Genomic DNA, 16,892 nt, shown 5'->3' on the forward strand with positions numbered 1-16,892 from the left:
CGCGGCGCCCCGATCAGTGCCTAGTGATTCCCGGCGCCGGTCTCGAGACCATGCAGCCCAAACAGGAATATATCGATTCTCTGCTCGACTTCGACTTCCTCGGGCAGTTCGTTTTTCAGACCGAACAACATCTGCGTCTGCATACTGCCGATAATCATGTCGTAGAAATAATAGGGTATGCGCGGATTGTTCAGCGGCGGCAGAAGACCGTGCTCGACCATGTCCTTCAGGACACTGTCTATCGCGCCTTCGTACAATTCCCTGAGCGTTTCTACGGCTTGGCGCACAAGGTCCGGAAAGCGCATGCGTTCGGTCATCAGCATGCGGGCCAGGGCCACGTTTTCCTGAGACAGCGAATAGTTCATGATCAACTTCGCCAGGTTCTTGAGAACTTCGCGTGTGGTCTCCCCCGTCGGGCGGACTTCGAAATGAAGTTCCAGCGATTCCGGCAGGCATTGCATGCAGACGGTTTGAAAAAGCGTCTCCTTGTCGCCGATGTGATCATAGATCGTGCGCTTGGTTACACCGGCTGCCTTGCCGATGTCCGCAAGGGTGGTGTTACCAAATCCGTTCTCGATGAACAGTCTTGTCGCAGCAGATAGTATTGCCCGCTTTCTTATTTCTATCTCACCGGCAGGCGGCCGACCAAGTTTCGGCACCTTTTCATCGGTATTCGAGGGCTGCGATCTATTCATTTCTCTACTTTTATTCTGAGATTGCCCGAAAAATTTTCGAGGCAATATGTGCGGATCGACAGCCCTGTCAATGCTCCGACCTGTTTCCGGAGCGCTTGCGGGCACGCTGCGGGCTCATCGCCGCAGGCCTTGCTCCAGATCGGCAAAGATCGCCCTTGCCCTCTCCCATGCGCAGCCGTATAACGAAACCATGCGGTCTCTATAATACAATGGCTGGGCTACAGCCAAGCGGCCGCGACGAAGAGAGGACTCCGATGATCGAAAAGCGCCACACGGTCTGCCGGATCTGTCACGCGGCATGCGACCTTGTGGTGAGCGTGGAGAACGGCAAACCGGTCGCCATCCACGGCAACAAGGACAATCCCGCCTATCACGGCTATTCCTGCATCAAAGGCCGTGCGGCAGGCGCACTGCTGGAAGCCCCGTCTCGGCTGCTGCACAGCATGCAACGCCAGCCGGACGGCAGCCACCGCAAGATCCCGTCGGGCCGGGCGATCTCGCAAGTCGCCGCGCAACTCAGGCAGATCATCGACCGGCACGGCCCGCGCTCGGTCGCCCTGTTTACGGGGACATACTGCACGATCAATCCGCTGTTCGAGACGTTCGCCAAGGCATTCCTGCGGGCAATCGACAGCCCGATGCTGTTCGACAATCTCACCATCGACCAGCCCGGCAAATCGACCGCGCCGGGCCTGATCGGCACATGGCTTGCCGGCACGCCGTCGATGGACGAATGGGACGCCCTGCTCCTGGTCGGGGCAAATCCGATCGTGTCGATGAACGGCGGCCTCGGCGTCAATCCCGCCCGTCGGCTCAAGCAGATGCAGGCTCGCGGCATGAAGCTGGTCGTGGTGGACCCGCGCCGTACCGAATGCGCCGCGCGCGCCGACATCCACCTGCAGCCGCGTCCCGGCGAAGATGCCGCGATCATCGCGGGCCTTATCCGGCAGATCCTGGTCGATGCGATGGTCGATCAGGACTTCGTCGACGCCGAGACTACCGGCATCGAAGAGCTTGCAGCTGCCGTCATGCCGTTCACGCCTGCCATGGTCGCGCAACGCGCCGGCATAGAAGCGGACGCCCTAGTCAAGGCAGCCAGGGTGCTCGGCAAGGCCCGCTGCGGGGCCACGTCCTTCGGTACGGGCGCCAACATGTCCGGAGACCCCTCCACGGTCGAATATCTCGGGCGAGTACTGGCCAGCCTACGCGGTTGGTGGCGCCGGCCCGGAGACCAGCTCGCCAATCCGGGCGTATTCCTGCAGCCACTCCCCCCCATCGCCGCAACGCCAGGGCCGATGGCGGTCGAAGGCGTGGGCGCGCGAATGGAGGCGCGGGGCGTGACGGGAAGCCTTGCAGGAAACCCGGTCTCGGCTCTGCCCGATGAAATCCTGACGACGGGACCGGGCAAGATCCGGGCCCTCATCGTGGCTGGAGGCAATCCGGTCCTGGCCTGGCCCGACCAGGCGAAAACCGTGCAAGCCCTGGCCGATCTCGACCTGCTGGTCTGCATTGACCCGTTCATGAGCGCGACGTCGGAGATGGCCGATTACGTTCTCGCCTCGAGGCTGGGGCTGGAATGCGAAACCAATTCGGCCGCAAACGAGAAATGGGGCCTGTTCAACCCGGGGTGGGGCTATGAACAGCCCTATGGCCAGTCCAACCCGCCGGTAGTGGCGCCCCCTGAGGATTCGGATCTACGGGAAGACTGGGAATTCTTCTACGATCTGGCGCAAGCGATGGGCCTGCCGCTGGAGTTGCACTCGATCGCGCTGGTCGATCCGCAGGAAGCCGCTGCCAACGCCATCCCGCTCGATATGACCAGGAAGCCGAGCACGTCGGAGGCCTGGGCATCGGCCTTTACCGGCTCCCCTGTGCCCTACGAGGACATGCGCCGCCATCCCGGCCCAAGACTTGTCGACCGGGCGCCAGTGACAGTGCAGCCCAAGCCGGAGGGCTGGACGGGCCGCCTCGAACTGGCAGCCCCCCTGATCATGGAACGCTTGTCGCGACTCGGAAATCCACCCCCGTTGGCGGACGGGGCCTTCCCCTTCCGGCTCATCTGCCGGCGGTTGCAGGATGTCGTGAATTCGTGCGGCCACGACAATCCGATCCAGCTTCGCAAGTGGACCTACAACCCGGCCTTCATGCACCCGTCCGACCTGGAGGCGCTTGGCCTTTCGGCCGGAGATACGGTGACGATACGATCCGCACACGGGGCGATCACCGGTATCGTCGAGGTGGACGCCGGCTTGCGGGCGGGTTGCGTTTCCATGCCGCATAGCTGGGGACGCCATCCCGGGCGCGAGCAACGCCTCGACCGCGACGGCGCCAATACCGGGCGCCTGATCGCGATCGACCGCGATATCGATGCCTTGACCGGACAGCCGCTGATGAGCGCCATCCCGGTATCGGTCAGCCCGGCAACGGCGCCTGCCGAGACACCGCTGAAGCAATACGAGGCCGCGAAATGACGCAGCGGCAGATTGGGAGAATACCATGCGTGTCGAACTTCCCGAAGAACATCAGGATCGCCCGCTCGAACATGTCGGCAAGCACTATGCGAAAGAGATCGTCGCTGCTGCCGGCGTCTATGGCACCGCGCCTTATCAGCACAGCAAGTTAACACTGCGCGAACTTGAAGCGGCGCGCTTCCGCACCGCGCAGATCAACGGCTGCAGTACCTGCACCGCGTTTCGCGGCGCCCGCGACTTCCCGGGCATGTTCGAAAGCTTCGACGGCGACATCGAGAATTCTGTCTACACCCGCGGTCCGGCGCCCGACGAAGACTTCTACCGCAATGTCGAGAACTGGCGCGACTACCCCGGCTACAGCGAGCGCGAACGCCTTGCCATCCGCTATGCCGAAGGCCTCGGGCTCACGCCGCACGAGATTGCCGAGGACGAGGATTTCTGGTCGCGCGCCAGGGCCGCCTTCAGCGACGACGAACTCGTCGACATGACCTATTCGATCGGCGCCTGGATGGCCAATGGCCGCGCCCTGCACGCCCTCGGCCTCGATCTCGTGTGCTCCTTCGCTCCGGCCTGACGTCTCCCTGGAAGCGGGGAGCGGCTTCGGCGCCCAGCTCGCTATGAATCGCGCCGTGTCGCAAGCCGTCTGACTTCCGGCCTCCGGCACTGGTGGTGACTGCGCTTCATTCGCGCCGGTTGCCGGAGAGGTAACGGTCGAGCGTCTGGTGGAAATGACGGATGCGCGATTCCGCATAGCTGGCAAGGTGAACCTTGCCGGTCGGCGACGCTTTCAGGCCTCGCTGCACGAGGGGCATGTTTTCCATATCCTGATCGATCACGGGCCCCAGGATCGGAAGCTCCTGGGCAGCGCTCCACGGCTCGTCTTCGCCCAGCCAATGCACCTTCGCGGCCTCGGGCCGGCCCCCATCGGCCGGCAGGCGCTTGAGCATCATGACTTCCATGATGCAGGAATCGACGTCGCGTCCATTGGGCCGCCAGCGATAGACTATGTTCGGAGCGAAGCCGCCCCACGGCGCGAAATTGGGAAAGACGTTATAGACAAGGGCATCGAGCATTTCGGCATCCGTTGCGTCGTCGAGCCCGCCCGCCACCTTGCGTCCGAGCGCGCGCCTGGAGATGTTGCCGAGCACCGCTCGCGCGCCAGCGTCCTCCCTGCCCGATGGAACAGCATCGGGCGTGCGCCCCCACATTTCCAGCATCCCGTCCACGACTGCCCGCGCCCCGTGGCCTTCCCCCATGTGCGGACTGGCCGCTCCGAACGCCGCGAGATTACGGTTCACGTGCTTGCCGTAAACATCGTACTGCGATCCCACGTCGTCAAAGAACGGCAGGATCTGGGGGTGCGTGGCAACCACGTGATAGGATTCCATGAAGGCTTCCTGCGCCACCTTCCAGTTGCACGGGATGACGCGTGCAACGTGCGCTGCCTTGTAGCAATGTTCGGGCTGCCAGCGCACGAAATGCTCGGGCAGCACTCCCAGATAATCGACCAGCGGCTCTGCCTCGGGATCGAAATTGACGAATACGAACCCGCCCCATGTCTCGGCCCTGACGGGCACCAGCGACAGGTCATCGTCTGCAAGGTGCGCGAATTCAGACCGGCAAGGCAGCGAGTTCAAATTGCCATCCAGGTTCCAGCTCCAGCCGTGGAAGCCGCAGCGGATCGACTCGACCCGTCCCGCCTGGGTGAGCAGCTTGCGCCCCCGATGCAGGCAGACGTTGTGATAGGCGCGAACCTCCTCGGTTCCGCTCCTCACAATCAGCGCCGACCGGTCGACGATGTCGTAGACTTCAACGTCTCCGATTTCGGGAATGTCCTCGAGCCGGCAGGCCATCTGCCACACCCGCGACCACATCTCCCGGTCTTCGGCGTCGAAGAAGGCTTGCGACGTATAGCGGGCCGCGTCGAGCGGCGCGGTGTCGAATTCGGGTCTGGATTGCTCGCGCAACACCGGTGGAACGGGCCTGCTGTCCGAATCCAGCAACTGCTGATAGTTCGTTGTCATGGCCGCTCCGATGCATGCATTTGCACTGCAAGAGATTGACGCGGGTCAAATAAAAAACAATCATGCTTGATTATTAAATCCGCACGGCACGTTTTCGTTTGCCGGATACGTCGTCCAGACGGCAGGGAAATTGCAAAGCCCTCCCCTTGCCGAACATCGGGAGCCAGACTTGGCCGCTACAAAAAATGCTTCAAAGCCCGCCAACGACAAGGCGCAATCCCGTCAGGCTCTCAAGAGTGCGCAAACCCGTAGCCGGCTCATCGAGGCAACCATCCAGTGCCTGGTGAAAGTGGGATTTTCCGGCACGACCACGCCCCTCGTCGCGAGCGAAGCGGGCCTTTCGCGCGGGGCGATGCTGCATCATTTCGAGAACAGCGCCACGCTGATCCGGGCCACCATCGTGGAGTTGCACGAACGCAGGCTGCGCGCGTTCCGGCGTTCGTCCGAGACAAGCCAACACGACCCGACGACAATGGTCGGCGCCTACTGGCGCCAGGTCCAGAAACCAGCCTTCATCGCGTTTCAGGAACTGGCCATGGCTGCCCGCACCGACAAGGAACTGGCCCAGATCATGCGGCCGCTACAGGCGGAATACCGTGAACGCTTCAACGCGGAAGCCATTGCGCTCTACCCCGAGTGGCATTCGGCACCTGAGCAGTTCGCCCGGGCCATGGCGCTTTCGCAGACACTGATGGAGGGCATGGCGATGAGCCTCATGACGGGGGCGCTGGAAGAGGAAATGGTTCCGCCGCTGCTCAAGATGCTCGAAGAAAAAGTCCGCGACATGCGTCCGAAAGCCCTGGCGGAAGCAGAAAGCTGATCAGCATTCGCTGCGCTTGAGGACTTCCCGTGTCGCCGATACGGCACGGGCAATGCGCGTCGGCGCATCGACCCCGGACCTGGCATCCGCCTTGCGTGGCACTTCGACCTCGATCACGGTATCGTCGCGCAGCTTCCGCGCTATCTCGACGAGCGGGAACGCCCCTTCTCCCGGGATTCCCCGCGTGCCCACGGCTTCGCGCCACCACGCGTCCCGGTCGAGATGCAGGGGACCATCGCAGAATTGCGCGTAACCGATAAGGTCGGCGTTGGCCGCGACGGCCTCCGCGTCACCGCCGTTCCTCACGAGGTGCAGCACATCGCAGACCAGTTGGCCGTTGGGCCGATCCGCCTCCCGTACCACCGCGGCGGCAGAACCTATGTCGCAAACAGCTGAAAAGGCGTTGAATTCGAGGCCTGCACTCAGTCCGAAACGATCTGCGAAATCACAGAAAGCCGCGAACCTTTCAACCGCCTCGTGCCGATACGCGACATCGTGCACATGCGCCGTCGCGCGCGTCGCGCCCAAAGCCGCCCCGGTCTCCAGCGACCGTGCAAATCCTTCCCAGTCCTCCCGGCCATCAAGGGGGAAAACTTCAAGGTTGCAGACCGACACGCCTTCGGAAGCGAAGCAGGACCGCAAGTCGGGCACCGCGCCACTATCGACCAGCGGGTAGTGTTTGCGAGCAGCTTCGGGAACGTAGGTGAAGAGGCAGACGTGGTCGCACCCCGTCCGCCCGGCCTGCGCCACCAGCGCGCAGGGATCGAGTTCGAGCGCCGTCAGATGATGTAGCGAAAGTGCAAATCTCCCGATCACCTATGCCTCTCCATTCTCCTTATGCCTCACGCCTATCATCAAAAGACAATCATGTATGTCTTTTTTTATCGTCCTTCTTGGGTTAGACCGAAAGGGAAGTCCGCAAATGACGGGCCGTATCGGGAGAGACTGGAAGGTGACGCCGCCCATGAACCGCACTGACGAAGCCGCGCCCCGGGGTTGCGCTGCGCGGGCATGCGTTGCGCGTGCTGGAAAGAGGTCACGTCCGGCCGGGGCGAGCCCACGCGATCCCGCGGCGCAACAATTCATAGAAGACCGGATAATTCCACGCACAGCGCTGCGGATGCGGCCAGAAGGCCGTGATCGGTTGCAGGTCGTAATGCCCGCGGCAGTGGCCGAGCGTGAGGTAGAGGATAGCGCCCTGCCCGACATTGCGCTCGTAGAGCACGGGAACTTGCGCCTCGTCCCATGCGGCATCGCGGAATTCGTCGCAGGTCCCGGTGAAGGCGGTGTGCAGCAGGACGTCGATATCCGCCGTGCGGTGCGTGAGGTAGAGTTCGTCCTCGACCCTGAAATCCCGCAAGCCCTGCGTCATTTCATGGTCGCCCCGCGTGACGTGGACCTTGAACGGGGCGATCGGCGGATGACCGGCAAAACGGGTTCCCAGCAGGTTGGTGAAACGGGGCCGTTCCTCGGGCGTATCGATCACTCCGTCATCGGCAAAGCGCAGGATGGAGTTGGTGCCGTGCAGCGCCAGCCAGCGCCCGCCGCGGTCGAGAAAGGCCTCAAGCGCCTCTGTCTGCGTTTCGTCGGGCACCAGATCGCAAGTGTAGGTGATGAGCATGTCGGCCGCGGCCAGACTCGCCAAATCGGCGTAGTCGGACGCCACCGAGGCGCGAATTTCGGGCCGTTCCGCAAGCAACTTGAGCAGTTCGAGGCGGGCGAAGTCGATGTCGTGATACTTGCCCGCGGCGACCAGATGAACCTTCATTACGGAAAACTCCCCTCACGTGCGTGTCGTGCACGTACGCGAGGATAGGATCGGGAAGAGACTTGGCAATGAGCGGAGAATACCAGTGAGCGGACGCGGCGAGGGACCATTGGCGGGCGTCAGGGTGCTCGATCTCACGAGTGTCCTGATGGGCCCCTACGCGACGCAGATCTTCGCCGATCTGGGCGCGGACGTAATCAAGGTGGAGAGTCCGCAGGGCGATACCACGCGCTTCATCCCCCCCGGGCCGGACGCCTCGCGCGGGGCCATGTTCCTCAACGTGAACCGCGGCAAGCGCAGCATCGTGATGGACCTCAAGCAGCCGGAAGGCCGCGCGGCGCTGCTGCGCATGGCCAGGAATGCCGACGTGTTCATCCATTCGATGCGTTCGAGCGCGATCGGCCGGCTCGGCCTCGACTACGCTGCCCTGCAGGAAGCCAATCCGCGGATCATCTACGCCAATCTCTATGGCTTTTCCCGCAATGGCCCGTATCGCGACTATCCCGCCTACGACGACATCGTGCAGGCCGCCTCCGGCATCGTCGACCTGCAGGCGCGTCTGTCGGACGGCAAGCCGACCTATGCCGCCACCGTGATCGCGGACAAGGTCGCCGGGCTGACCGGCGCCTATTCGGTCATGGCCGCGCTCTACGCCCGCGAGAAAACCGGGGTGGGGCAGGAAATCGAAGTGCCGATGTTCGAGACCCTGGTCTCCTTCGCCATGGTCGAGCATCTGTGCGGCTCGCTCTTCGTGCCGCCGCAGGGGCCGCCCGAATATCCCCGCGCGACCTCCGAAGCCCGGCGCCCCTATCGCACGGCGGACGGCTATATCGGCGTGATGATCTACAACGACAGGCACTGGCGCGCCTTCTTCGACGCGCTCGGAAACCCGGACTGGTCGCGCGATCCGATCTACGCCTCGATGCGCTCGCGCACGGAGAACATCGGCTCCGTTCTCGCCAAGGTCGCCGAAGTGATCGAAACGCGCACCACCGACGAATGGGTGAGCCTTTTCCGCGAGGCCCACATCCCGGCCACGCCCATCGCCAGCCTCACCGACCTGCTCCACGACCCGCATCTGGTGGCAACGGGGTTCTGGCAGGAACGGGAAACGCCCTGCGGCACCTTGCGCTTTCCCGGTATCCCCACCAGCTTCTCCGCCACGCCCGGCGCGATCGGCGACCCGGGCCCCGCCCTGGCAGGAGAAAGCGAAGCCATCCTGAGCGAGGCCGGCTTCACGACGGACGAAATAGCCTCGCTGGTAGCGAGCGGCGCGGTGGAACGCACGGAGGTCGAGGCATGAGCGGACCCGAAGCCCACTGGCGCGCAGCGCTTGCCGAAGGACGGTTTCTCCTGCAGCGAACCGCTGAAGGCACCGCGATCTTTCCGCCGAGAGTGGCCGCCCCGGGACGCGGCGAGCCAACGCTCGAATGGTTCGAGGCCTCTGGACGCGGCACTGTCTATTCGCTCTCGTGGATCCAACGCCGTCCCCCGGCCGCCCCGTACAACGTCGCCCTGATAGACCTGGAGGAAGGCGCGAGACTGATGAGCCGCGTCGAAGACGTCGACGCCGGGGCGCTGGCCATCGGCATGCCGGTCGAGGCCTTCATAGATCGCAGCGGCGAGGAGCCGATCCTCCTGTTCCGTCCGGCGGGGGACCGGTCATGAGCGATAGCTTTCCGCGCGGACGCACCGCTATTGCGGGACTGGCCACGTTCGGCGTGGGCGAAATGCCCGGATACTCTTCGATCGAACTGACGGCGAAAGCAGGGCTGCAGGCGCTCGAGGATTCGGGTCTTTCCCTGCGCGATGTCGATGCGCTCTACATCTGCCAGCCGGACGATTTCTTCGCCGGCCTGACCTTCGCCGAATATCTGGGCATTCAACCCCGCTATACCGACAACAACCGCACCGGCGGCTCGGCCTTCATGAGCCACATGGCCAGCGCCGCGCTTGCTCTCGATGCCGGCTACATCGATTGCGCCCTGATCGCCTACGGCTCCAATCAGCGCAGCAACGGCGGCAAGCTGGCCACGAAGATCACGAGCAATGCCTGGGATCTGCCCTATGCGCCGCTTTTCCCGCTGACCTCCTATGCTCTGGCCGCAACTCGGCACATGCACGAGTTCGGCACGACCCGCGAGGATCTGGCGGCCGTGGCCCTTGCCGCGCGGGCATGGGCGCAAACCAACCCGGAAGCCTTTGCCCGCGGCCCGCTCACGCTCGACGATTGTCTGTCCGCGCGCATGGTCAGCACCCCGATCTCCGTGCGCGATTGTTGCCTGGTGACGGATGGCGCGGCAGCCATCGTCATGACCCGTACCGATCGCGCGCGTGATCTCGCCAAGCCTCCGGTCCCGGTACTGGGTGCAGCCGCAGCGACCTGGTGGAATTCGATCGCCCAGGCGCCGGACGTGACCGTGACGGCAGCTTCGGAGTCCGGCCCTCGCGCCATGGCCATGGCCGGCGTGTCACCGGACGACATCCAGACCGCGCAACTCTACGACGCCTTCACGATCAACACGATCCTGTTCCTCGAAGACCTCGGCTTCTGTCCCAAGGGCGAAGGCGGGCGTTTCGTGAGCAGTGGCGCCATTGCCCCGGGCGGTAGCATGCCGGTCAACACCAACGGCGGCGGCCTGTCCTATTGCCACCCCGGCATGTACGGGTTGTTCGCGATCATCGAGGCGGCACGCCAGATACGCGGCGAAGCGGCCAACCAGCTGCCGGGTATCGATCTGGCCCTCGCCCACGGCAACGGCGGCACCCTGTCCAGTCAGGCGACGGCGGTGCTGGGCAGCATGGCGACGCTTTGACGACAGCGCCGATCGTGACCGCCCGTGGAAAAGGGCCAGAAAGATCAGGCTTTGGCGCCGATCCATTCCTCGATCATCGGCCGGATCGGTTCGCCGACCAGTTCGAGCACCGGACCGTCGCCGCGCGCCATATAGGCCATCTGGCCGTAGCGATGCTTGGGCGAGGCGCCTGCCGCGATGAGACGCCAGCCTTGCGTCAGCAGGCGCTCGACCTCGTCTCCGACATTGTCCACCCAGGCGCCGACGTGCGCGGGCGACACGGCGAGCAACGCCTCATAAGCGCCTCCGGGCACCATTTCGATCAACTCGACATGGATCGGCCCCGGGCGCGAGTAGGTAACGGTCAGGTGGGCTTCCGACCAACCGGTGTCCGGGAGCCAGACACGCAGCGGGGCGAAGTTGCGTACCGGTGCCCACTCGAGCCCGAGGCCGCGACCGAGGCTCTCCATGGCCCTGCCGATATCCGGCACGATGCGGCCGTGGTGATGCAGGTTGGCAAACGCTTCCATGTCACTTTCTCCACTTCGTCCGGAAGGCATAGCGGCCCAACCGGGGCAATCTTGCCCTGCTTTCCGGGATATTCATTGCAATCGGGAGACCAGCACGATGCCGGACCTTGTTGTTGAACGGCACGGCGCCGTCAGCCTGCTGCGGATCAATCGCCCGGAGGCGCGCAATGCGCTCGATGCGGTAACCTCGCGGGCGCTCGACGAAGCGATCTCCGCGGCGGAGGCCGACGATGCGGTCGGTGCCATGATCGTCACCGGCACCGGCGAGCGGGCCTTCTGCGCCGGCATGGACCTGAAGGAAGCCGCCAGCATAGGGGCTGGCCACGGCCTTGTCCCGGGGCGCGGTTTCGGCGGCATTACCGAGCGCAAGCGGACCAAGCCGCTCGTTGCCGCGATCAACGGCACTGCCGTCGCGGGAGGCTTCGAAATCATGATGGCCTGCGACATGGTCTTCGCCGCCGAGCATGCCATGATGGGACTGAGCGAAGTCAAACGGGGCCTTTTCGCCTTTGCCGGCGGCATCCAGCGGCTTGCCCGGCAGGTTCCAAGGGCGACGGCGCTGGCGATGATCATGACCGGCGAACTTGTGCCGGCGCGCCGCCTGCATGACCTGGGCATCGTCACCGAAGTGGTCCCCTCCGCGACGCTTCTTGAACGCACGCTGCATGTCACGCATGCAATGCTGGAAAACAGCTGGCAGGCGATCCGCAATGGCCGCGACCTCTACGAACTTTCGACCGGCATGGACATCGACCAGGCCCTTGCCGTCGGCAATGCCTGGGGCAAGGCAACGCTGGACAGCGCCGACAGCCGCGAAGGAATCGGAGCCTATGCCGAGGGGCGCAAGCCCGGCTACAACGAACGCGGATGACCGTGCCCTCACCGGCACCGCATCCCGCCGATGCCAAGCGCAACGGCATGATCGCATATGCGCCGGATGGAATGAACGCCGGTCGGCCGCACCCAGTTGTGCAGCGAATTGAGGAATCCCAGCAGGCATAGCGCGGCGACCTTGGGATCGAGATCTTCGCGCAGATCGCCTTCCGCCTGCCCACGTGCGACCAGAGCCTCTACACGCAGACGATAGGCGCGCTCTTCCAGAACGAACTCCTGCGCGCGCTCCGGCGGCAGGTGCTTGCGTGCCTCGATGAAACCGGCCGTGAAGACGGTCTCGGTGCAGACGTAGCGGGCATGGGCTTCCACCATCGTCTCCAGCAGGCTCACCGCCCGACCTTCGCCTTCAGCCTGCGCCGCAATGGTGCGCAATCCCCTGGCATGGGCTTCGCGCATGACATGGACGAGCAAGTCGCTCTTGCCGTTGATGTAGTGATAGAGACTGCCCTTGAGCATGCCGAGCCGTTCCGCGATGTCGCGAAGGGACGTTCCCTCGTAGCCCTTTTCGGCGAACAGTTCAGCTGCTGCCGTCACCAGCTCCGGCCAGCGATCCGCCCTGTCCTTGCGCTTCGTGCGGATCGCTCCTGCGGCCAGTTCCGGCCCTCTCTTCAGTGCATTTGCGACCATTGCGCTCCCTACACCGTTACCAAACGATCGTTTGGTGCAACCCCAAGCTCGTCCGGCGGATAAAAACAATCAATCTTGACTGTTTAATTGCACGATGGGTAGAAAGGCAAGCATCGCTTCGACCGAATCAAACAATCTTGTTTGTTTTTTGATTCGGTCACGCCGGCCTTCACGGACAAATCCGGCCTGGGCCCCAAGGGAGAGAAAGCCGATGCTCGATCTGGTAAGAAACCAACGTCCTGAAAACGACTTTGCGCGCATGGATTACGAGCGCGACCGCAAGGGACCGCCCGAAGGCTTTCCAGCCCTGCCCGACATTCCCGGCAGCCGCTACACCGACGCCGAGTTTCTTGAACTCGAAAAGGAAATGATGTGGGACAAGGCCTGGCTCTATGCCGGCCATACCGACCAGTTGCCCGAAAACGGCTCGTGGTTTCTCACCCGCAATTCCGGCGCCCCGATCATCGTCGCGCGCAACATGCAAGGTGAGATCAAGGCTTTCTACAACACCTGCCAGCACCGTGGCGCGCCGCTCGTCACCGAGGAGTCCGGCCAGGGACGTGGCTTTGTGTGCGGCTATCACGGCTGGAGCTACACTCTCGACGGCAAGCTCACCGCCGTGCGCGACAAGCGCGATTTCGTCGATCTCGACTTTTCGTGCCGTTCGCTGGTGCCGGTACGCTGCGAACAGCTCGGCTCGCTGATCTTCATCAACAAGGATCCCGATGCCCAGCCGCTGATGGAGCACATCGGCCCGATGGCGGCGCAGCTCGAACAGTTCCAGCTCGACACGCTGCGGCTTGTCGACAGCCGCAGCTACGAGGTGGACTGCAACGTCAAGGTGCTGCTCGACGCGTTCCTCGAGGTCTACCACCTCAAGTCGATTCACATCGACACGGTAGACCGCTTCCTCGACCACCGGGCGATGATCGTCACGCTCTGGCCCAACGGTCACAGCCGCATGGCGACACCGAACCGGCGCCCGGACTGGGTCGACCCGGGAACTGTCGGCATGCCCGAGATCCCGTCGATCAGCGAGTTTCCGGCGAAGAACAACGTCAGCTACCAGATCTATCCCAACTTCGTGATGCCGCCGGCCCCCACCGGCATTCCCATCCTGCAGTTCTGGCCGCTCGGGCCGCGCCGTTCGCGCGTCGTCTCGAGCTGGCTGGCGCCCGACCACGATCCGGAAAACCCGCATCCGCTCTGGCCCACCCGGCTCGGCAACTGGGAACGCATCCTCTACGAGGACCTGCAATACGCTCCGCAGATCCAGGAATCGCTGGAGAGCCCCGGCTTCAAGGGCATGCCCCTCAACTACCAGGAACGGCGGATCTACCACTGGCACGAAGAACTCGACCGCCGCATCGGCCTCAACCGCGTTCCCGAACGTGCCCGCGTCAAGCAGGTCCTCGAACCATGGGTGCAGAAAGACTGAAACGCTCGGCACAACAAGCATAAGCGCGGGAGAGAAGCATAATGGCAAGTCTGGAAGGCAAGGTCGCCGTCGTGGTCGGCGCGGCCAATCGTGACAACATGGCCCAGGTCATAGCCCGGCGCCTCGCCGATGACGGGGCGCATGTAGTTGTCGCCGGCCGCAAGCCCGAAGAGCTGGAACGACTGGCGAAGGAGATCGGCGGCCATGCGGTAAGCCAGTGCGACCTGACCAGCGAGGAGGACCTTGCAAGGCTGGCCCGCGGAACGGTCGACAAATTCGGCGGGCTCGACATCGCCGTCAACGCGACCGGGTGGGGGCTGCTCAAGCCCTTTCTCGAAACCACCAAGGACGATATCGAGCGCATGGCGGCGCTCCAGTTCACCGGCGCGATCCTGTTCTATCAGGCGATGCTGCGGGTGATGCGCGATGGCGGCTCACTGATCCAGATTTCCTCGGCCACCGCCTCGATCATGCTGGAAGACCACGCTGCCTACATGGGAAGCAAGGCCGGCGCAGACCACGTGATCCGCTGCATCGCCAACGAATTCGGCCACCGCGGCATTCGCGCCAACTCGGTCGCCCCCGGCTTCACGGTCACGCCCATGGTCGGCAAGGCCGCGCACAACCCGGCGATCATCGACACGTTCGCCAAGGAATATCCGCTCGGCCGCGTCGGGACGAGCGAGGACATTGCCGAGGCCGTCTCCTGGCTGGCGGGCGATGCCTGTTTCATGTCCGGCCAGGTGCTGCAGGTGAACGGCGGCCTGACGCTGCGCCGAAATCCCACCAATGCCGAGATTGTCGGTGCCGTGAAGGCCGCCCGCGCCGCCGCGGCCCCGGCGTCATGATCCGCGGCGTCCACCACCTCGCCATCTCGACCCCGGACCTCGACCGCTTCGTCGACCATTACGAGCGCTGGTTCGGTTTCGAGCGTGCAGGCGAAGGGGGGTGGGAGATTGGCAACACGCGCATCGATACCATGGTGGGGCTGAAGGATAGCGCGGCGCGCTACGCGATGATCCGCCTCGGGAACCTGCATATCGAAGTGTTCGAGTATGCCAGCAATGCCCCGCAGGACGTGCGCCCGCGCATGTGCGATCGCGGGATCACGCACCTGTGCCTCTACTGCGATGACGTGTTCGCCGAGTATGAACGGCTGAAGGGGCTCGGCATGGCCTTCAACTGTCCGCCCGGAGGCTCTGGCGCGACGCGTGCCACTTACGGCCGCGACTGCGACGGGAATGTCGTGGAACTGCTTCAGATCGTGGATTCCGACTGCGCCTTCGCATTCGAGAAGCAATGCGCCGCATGCTAGAGGGGGACGGCAAGATCGCGACTGCCACCTCACCAACGACGCGCGACTCCGGCCCTGCGAGCGTACCTGCCATGACCCAGTCCAACCCCTTCCCCGACGACCCACAAGCGGAACGCCATCTGGCCTATGCTTTCGAGACCATCGGGGAAGACCGGTTTCGCGTGGCGCCGATTCCGAGCGGCTTGCTGCGCCTGTTCGGCGGGATGATCGTCTCGCAATGCCTTGCCGCCGCGCAGCGCACCGTTCCCGAAGACAAGATGGCGCACAGCCTTCATGCGTATTTCGGCAAGCCAGGACGTGTCGACCGCCCCAACGAGTTCACGGTGAGCCGCGAACTGGACGGTCGCACGTTCGCCAATCGTCTGGTGCGGATGTCGCAGGATGGGTTGCCGCTGATGAACTGCATGGTTTCGTTCAAGACCCCGGAAACATCGGCCCACCACGCCATGGCCATGCCGGCTGTGCCGGCGCCGGAAGATTTGCCTCGGCTGGAAGACATCATGGCCGAGCGCGGCGCTGCACTCCCGGACCGCCACCGGCCGTTCTGGCAGCGCCGTCAGCAGATCGACTGGCGGCCGGTGGAACCCTTCCCGTTCGAGACCGACAAGCCACTTTCCGCCTCGCGTCACTTCTGGTTCCGCTTCCACGGGCCCGTGGAAGGCGATTTGCCGATCCACCAGCGGTTGCTCGCCTACGCCTCGGACCAGCACATATTCCACACCGGTTTGCGCCCATTGGGCGTCGACTGGACCGATCCCCATCTCCAGACCGCCAGCCTCGACCATGCGATATGGTTCCACGACCGGTTTCGCGTCGATGACTGGTTGCTCTATGCTCTGGACGCACCGGCCGCCGGCAATGCGCTGGCCATGGGACGCGGGGCGATCTTCCGGCGCGACGGAGCGCTCGTAGCCACGGTCAGCCAGCAGGGCCTTGCCCGCATCCTGAATGAGCGAAGGGAAGACAAGTTGTGACCCAATCCGGCTTCAGCCCCCGCGCACCCTACCGCACTTTCGAGGATCTGAAGGTGGGAGAGAAGCGCACCTCGCGCTCGCGGACGGTGACCGAGGAGGAAATCCTCGAATTCGCCCGCACCTACGACCCCCAATGGTTCCACACCGACCCGGACAGCGCCACGCAGTCGGTCTTCGGACAGGTCGTGGCCAGCGGAATCCACGTGCTGGCCATGTGGCGCCAGCTCGATCACGAGATCAACTGGGACATCGATTTCGTATGCGGGGTGGGCTGGGACGAGCTGCGGCTGAAGCGCGCGATCCGGGCCGGCGACACGATCCACGTCACCAGCGAGATCGTGTCGCTCGAACCTTCCAAGTCGTCGACCGACCGGGGTACGGCCAAGACCCGCTACGCCGTGGTTCTCGAAGACGGGACCGAGGCAGTGACGTTTACCAGTATCAACCTCGTCTACACGCGCGAGGGAAGGGAGCGGATGGCAGGTACCGCGCGCTGACGCGACCGGTACCTGCACACCCCCTCATGGCCTGCTCCGTCAAC

The 16,892-nt window shown here is 63.9% G+C and carries 18 protein-coding genes; 12 read left to right on the plus strand and 6 right to left on the minus strand.

Translation table 11 applies throughout. From position 1 onward, the window contains the following. Positions 1-20: 20 nt before the first annotated feature. Positions 21-800, minus strand: a complete 780-nt coding sequence (locus LK12_RS02250) for a TetR/AcrR family transcriptional regulator (RefSeq protein WP_156135357.1) — start codon at positions 798-800, stop codon at positions 21-23. Positions 801-949: 149 nt separating this feature from the next. Between LK12_RS02250 and LK12_RS02255 the strand changes: the two genes are divergently transcribed. Both LK12_RS02255 and LK12_RS02260 read left to right on the plus strand, forming a co-directional pair. Beyond that, positions 950-3,166 (plus strand): molybdopterin-containing oxidoreductase family protein, encoded by a 2,217-nt coding sequence (locus LK12_RS02255; protein ID WP_052223099.1) that lies wholly within the window; start codon positions 950-952, stop codon positions 3,164-3,166. A 25-nt stretch (positions 3,167-3,191) separates the two neighbouring features. After that, the gene (locus LK12_RS02260; protein WP_039278742.1) at positions 3,192-3,740 is read left to right on the plus strand and encodes a carboxymuconolactone decarboxylase family protein; all 549 of its coding nucleotides are present in this window, start codon (positions 3,192-3,194) and stop codon (positions 3,738-3,740) included. 106 nt (positions 3,741-3,846) lie between these two features. Here the strand turns inward: LK12_RS02260 and LK12_RS02265 are convergent, their stop codons facing one another. Further along, entirely contained in the window at positions 3,847-5,190 is a 1,344-nt protein-coding gene (locus LK12_RS02265) for an aromatic ring-hydroxylating oxygenase subunit alpha (RefSeq protein ID WP_052223100.1), read from the minus strand. A gap of 169 nt (positions 5,191-5,359) precedes the next feature. On the opposite strand from LK12_RS02265, the gene LK12_RS02270 reads away from it, so the two are divergent. Next, positions 5,360-6,010, plus strand: coding sequence for a TetR/AcrR family transcriptional regulator (locus tag LK12_RS02270; protein WP_039278748.1), 651 nt, complete (start codon positions 5,360-5,362; stop codon positions 6,008-6,010). Here LK12_RS02270 and LK12_RS02275 read toward each other — a convergent pair whose 3' ends face one another. Continuing rightward, a complete protein-coding gene (locus LK12_RS02275) occupies positions 6,011-6,826 on the minus strand; it encodes a sugar phosphate isomerase/epimerase family protein (protein ID WP_156135358.1) in 816 nt (271 codons plus the stop codon). Positions 6,827-7,046: 220 nt separating this feature from the next. Further along, on the minus strand, positions 7,047-7,778 hold the full coding sequence (locus tag LK12_RS02280; protein WP_039278752.1) for a ThuA domain-containing protein: 732 nt from the start codon (positions 7,776-7,778) through the stop codon (positions 7,047-7,049). 85 nt (positions 7,779-7,863) lie between these two features. Between LK12_RS02280 and LK12_RS02285 the strand changes: the two genes are divergently transcribed. The 3 genes from LK12_RS02285 to LK12_RS02295 are packed head-to-tail and all read left to right on the plus strand — an operon-like array spanning position 7,864 to position 10,594. Next, a complete protein-coding gene (locus tag LK12_RS02285; protein WP_039278754.1) occupies positions 7,864-9,081 on the plus strand; it encodes a CaiB/BaiF CoA transferase family protein in 1,218 nt (405 codons plus the stop codon). Then, on the plus strand, positions 9,078-9,446 hold the full coding sequence (locus LK12_RS02290; protein WP_039278757.1) for a Zn-ribbon domain-containing OB-fold protein: 369 nt from the start codon (positions 9,078-9,080) through the stop codon (positions 9,444-9,446). Before LK12_RS02285 ends, LK12_RS02290 begins: the two co-directional genes overlap by 4 nt. Then, positions 9,443-10,594, plus strand: coding sequence for an acetyl-CoA acetyltransferase (locus LK12_RS02295; RefSeq protein WP_039278761.1), 1,152 nt, complete (start codon positions 9,443-9,445; stop codon positions 10,592-10,594). The genes LK12_RS02290 and LK12_RS02295 overlap by 4 nt, the downstream gene beginning before the upstream one ends. A 44-nt stretch (positions 10,595-10,638) precedes the next feature. Here the strand turns inward: LK12_RS02295 and LK12_RS02300 are convergent, their stop codons facing one another. Continuing rightward, positions 10,639-11,103, minus strand: coding sequence for a VOC family protein (locus LK12_RS02300; RefSeq protein WP_039278764.1), 465 nt, complete (start codon positions 11,101-11,103; stop codon positions 10,639-10,641). 97 nt (positions 11,104-11,200) lie between these two features. Here LK12_RS02300 and LK12_RS02305 point away from each other — a divergent pair, with 97 nt between their 5' ends. Next, positions 11,201-11,974, plus strand: coding sequence for an enoyl-CoA hydratase/isomerase family protein (locus tag LK12_RS02305; protein ID WP_039278768.1), 774 nt, complete (start codon positions 11,201-11,203; stop codon positions 11,972-11,974). 8 nt (positions 11,975-11,982) lie between these two features. On the opposite strand, the gene LK12_RS02310 is transcribed toward LK12_RS02305, so the two are convergent. Then, positions 11,983-12,624 carry a TetR/AcrR family transcriptional regulator gene (locus tag LK12_RS02310; protein WP_039278770.1) on the minus strand — a complete coding sequence of 214 codons (642 nt, stop codon included), beginning with the start codon at positions 12,622-12,624 and terminating at the stop codon, positions 11,983-11,985. 211 nt (positions 12,625-12,835) lie between these two features. On the opposite strand from LK12_RS02310, the gene LK12_RS02315 reads away from it, so the two are divergent. The 5 genes from LK12_RS02315 (at position 12,836) to LK12_RS02335 (ending at position 16,848) form a co-directional block, all read left to right on the plus strand. Continuing rightward, positions 12,836-14,062, plus strand: coding sequence for an aromatic ring-hydroxylating oxygenase subunit alpha (locus tag LK12_RS02315; RefSeq protein WP_052223101.1), 1,227 nt, complete (start codon positions 12,836-12,838; stop codon positions 14,060-14,062). A 41-nt stretch (positions 14,063-14,103) separates the two neighbouring features. Then, positions 14,104-14,910, plus strand: a complete 807-nt coding sequence (locus LK12_RS02320) for an SDR family oxidoreductase (protein WP_039278772.1) — start codon at positions 14,104-14,106, stop codon at positions 14,908-14,910. After that, positions 14,907-15,377, plus strand: a complete 471-nt coding sequence (locus LK12_RS02325) for a VOC family protein (RefSeq protein WP_039278773.1) — start codon at positions 14,907-14,909, stop codon at positions 15,375-15,377. The genes LK12_RS02320 and LK12_RS02325 overlap by 4 nt, the downstream gene beginning before the upstream one ends. Before the next feature lie 71 nt (positions 15,378-15,448). After that, on the plus strand, positions 15,449-16,351 hold the full coding sequence (locus LK12_RS02330; RefSeq protein ID WP_039280141.1) for an acyl-CoA thioesterase: 903 nt from the start codon (positions 15,449-15,451) through the stop codon (positions 16,349-16,351). Further along, a complete protein-coding gene (locus tag LK12_RS02335; protein WP_039278776.1) occupies positions 16,348-16,848 on the plus strand; it encodes a MaoC/PaaZ C-terminal domain-containing protein in 501 nt (166 codons plus the stop codon). Before LK12_RS02330 ends, LK12_RS02335 begins: the two co-directional genes overlap by 4 nt. Positions 16,849-16,892 lie beyond the last annotated feature (44 nt).

Source organism: Novosphingobium malaysiense, assembly GCF_000802225.1.
Lineage (GTDB): Bacteria > Pseudomonadota > Alphaproteobacteria > Sphingomonadales > Sphingomonadaceae > Novosphingobium > Novosphingobium malaysiense.

Excerpts from the sequence above, each read along its gene's own strand:
- LK12_RS02255 (WP_052223099.1), top strand. The coding sequence starts at position 950 with ATGATCGAAAAGCGCCACACGGTCTGCCGGATCTGTCACGCGGCATGC.
- LK12_RS02260 (WP_039278742.1), top strand. The coding sequence starts at position 3,192 with ATGCGTGTCGAACTTCCCGAAGAACATCAGGATCGCCCGCTCGAACAT.
- LK12_RS02265 (WP_052223100.1), bottom strand. The coding sequence starts at position 5,190 with ATGACAACGAACTATCAGCAGTTGCTGGATTCGGACAGCAGGCCCGTT.
- LK12_RS02280 (WP_039278752.1), bottom strand. The coding sequence starts at position 7,778 with ATGAAGGTTCATCTGGTCGCCGCGGGCAAGTATCACGACATCGACTTC.
- LK12_RS02290 (WP_039278757.1), top strand. The coding sequence starts at position 9,078 with ATGAGCGGACCCGAAGCCCACTGGCGCGCAGCGCTTGCCGAAGGACGG.
- LK12_RS02295 (WP_039278761.1), top strand. The coding sequence starts at position 9,443 with ATGAGCGATAGCTTTCCGCGCGGACGCACCGCTATTGCGGGACTGGCC.
- LK12_RS02300 (WP_039278764.1), bottom strand. The coding sequence starts at position 11,103 with ATGGAAGCGTTTGCCAACCTGCATCACCACGGCCGCATCGTGCCGGAT.
- LK12_RS02305 (WP_039278768.1), top strand. The coding sequence starts at position 11,201 with ATGCCGGACCTTGTTGTTGAACGGCACGGCGCCGTCAGCCTGCTGCGG.
- LK12_RS02310 (WP_039278770.1), bottom strand. The coding sequence starts at position 12,624 with ATGGTCGCAAATGCACTGAAGAGAGGGCCGGAACTGGCCGCAGGAGCG.
- LK12_RS02315 (WP_052223101.1), top strand. The coding sequence starts at position 12,836 with ATGCTCGATCTGGTAAGAAACCAACGTCCTGAAAACGACTTTGCGCGC.
- LK12_RS02320 (WP_039278772.1), top strand. The coding sequence starts at position 14,104 with ATGGCAAGTCTGGAAGGCAAGGTCGCCGTCGTGGTCGGCGCGGCCAAT.
- LK12_RS02325 (WP_039278773.1), top strand. The coding sequence starts at position 14,907 with ATGATCCGCGGCGTCCACCACCTCGCCATCTCGACCCCGGACCTCGAC.
- LK12_RS02330 (WP_039280141.1), top strand. The coding sequence starts at position 15,449 with ATGACCCAGTCCAACCCCTTCCCCGACGACCCACAAGCGGAACGCCAT.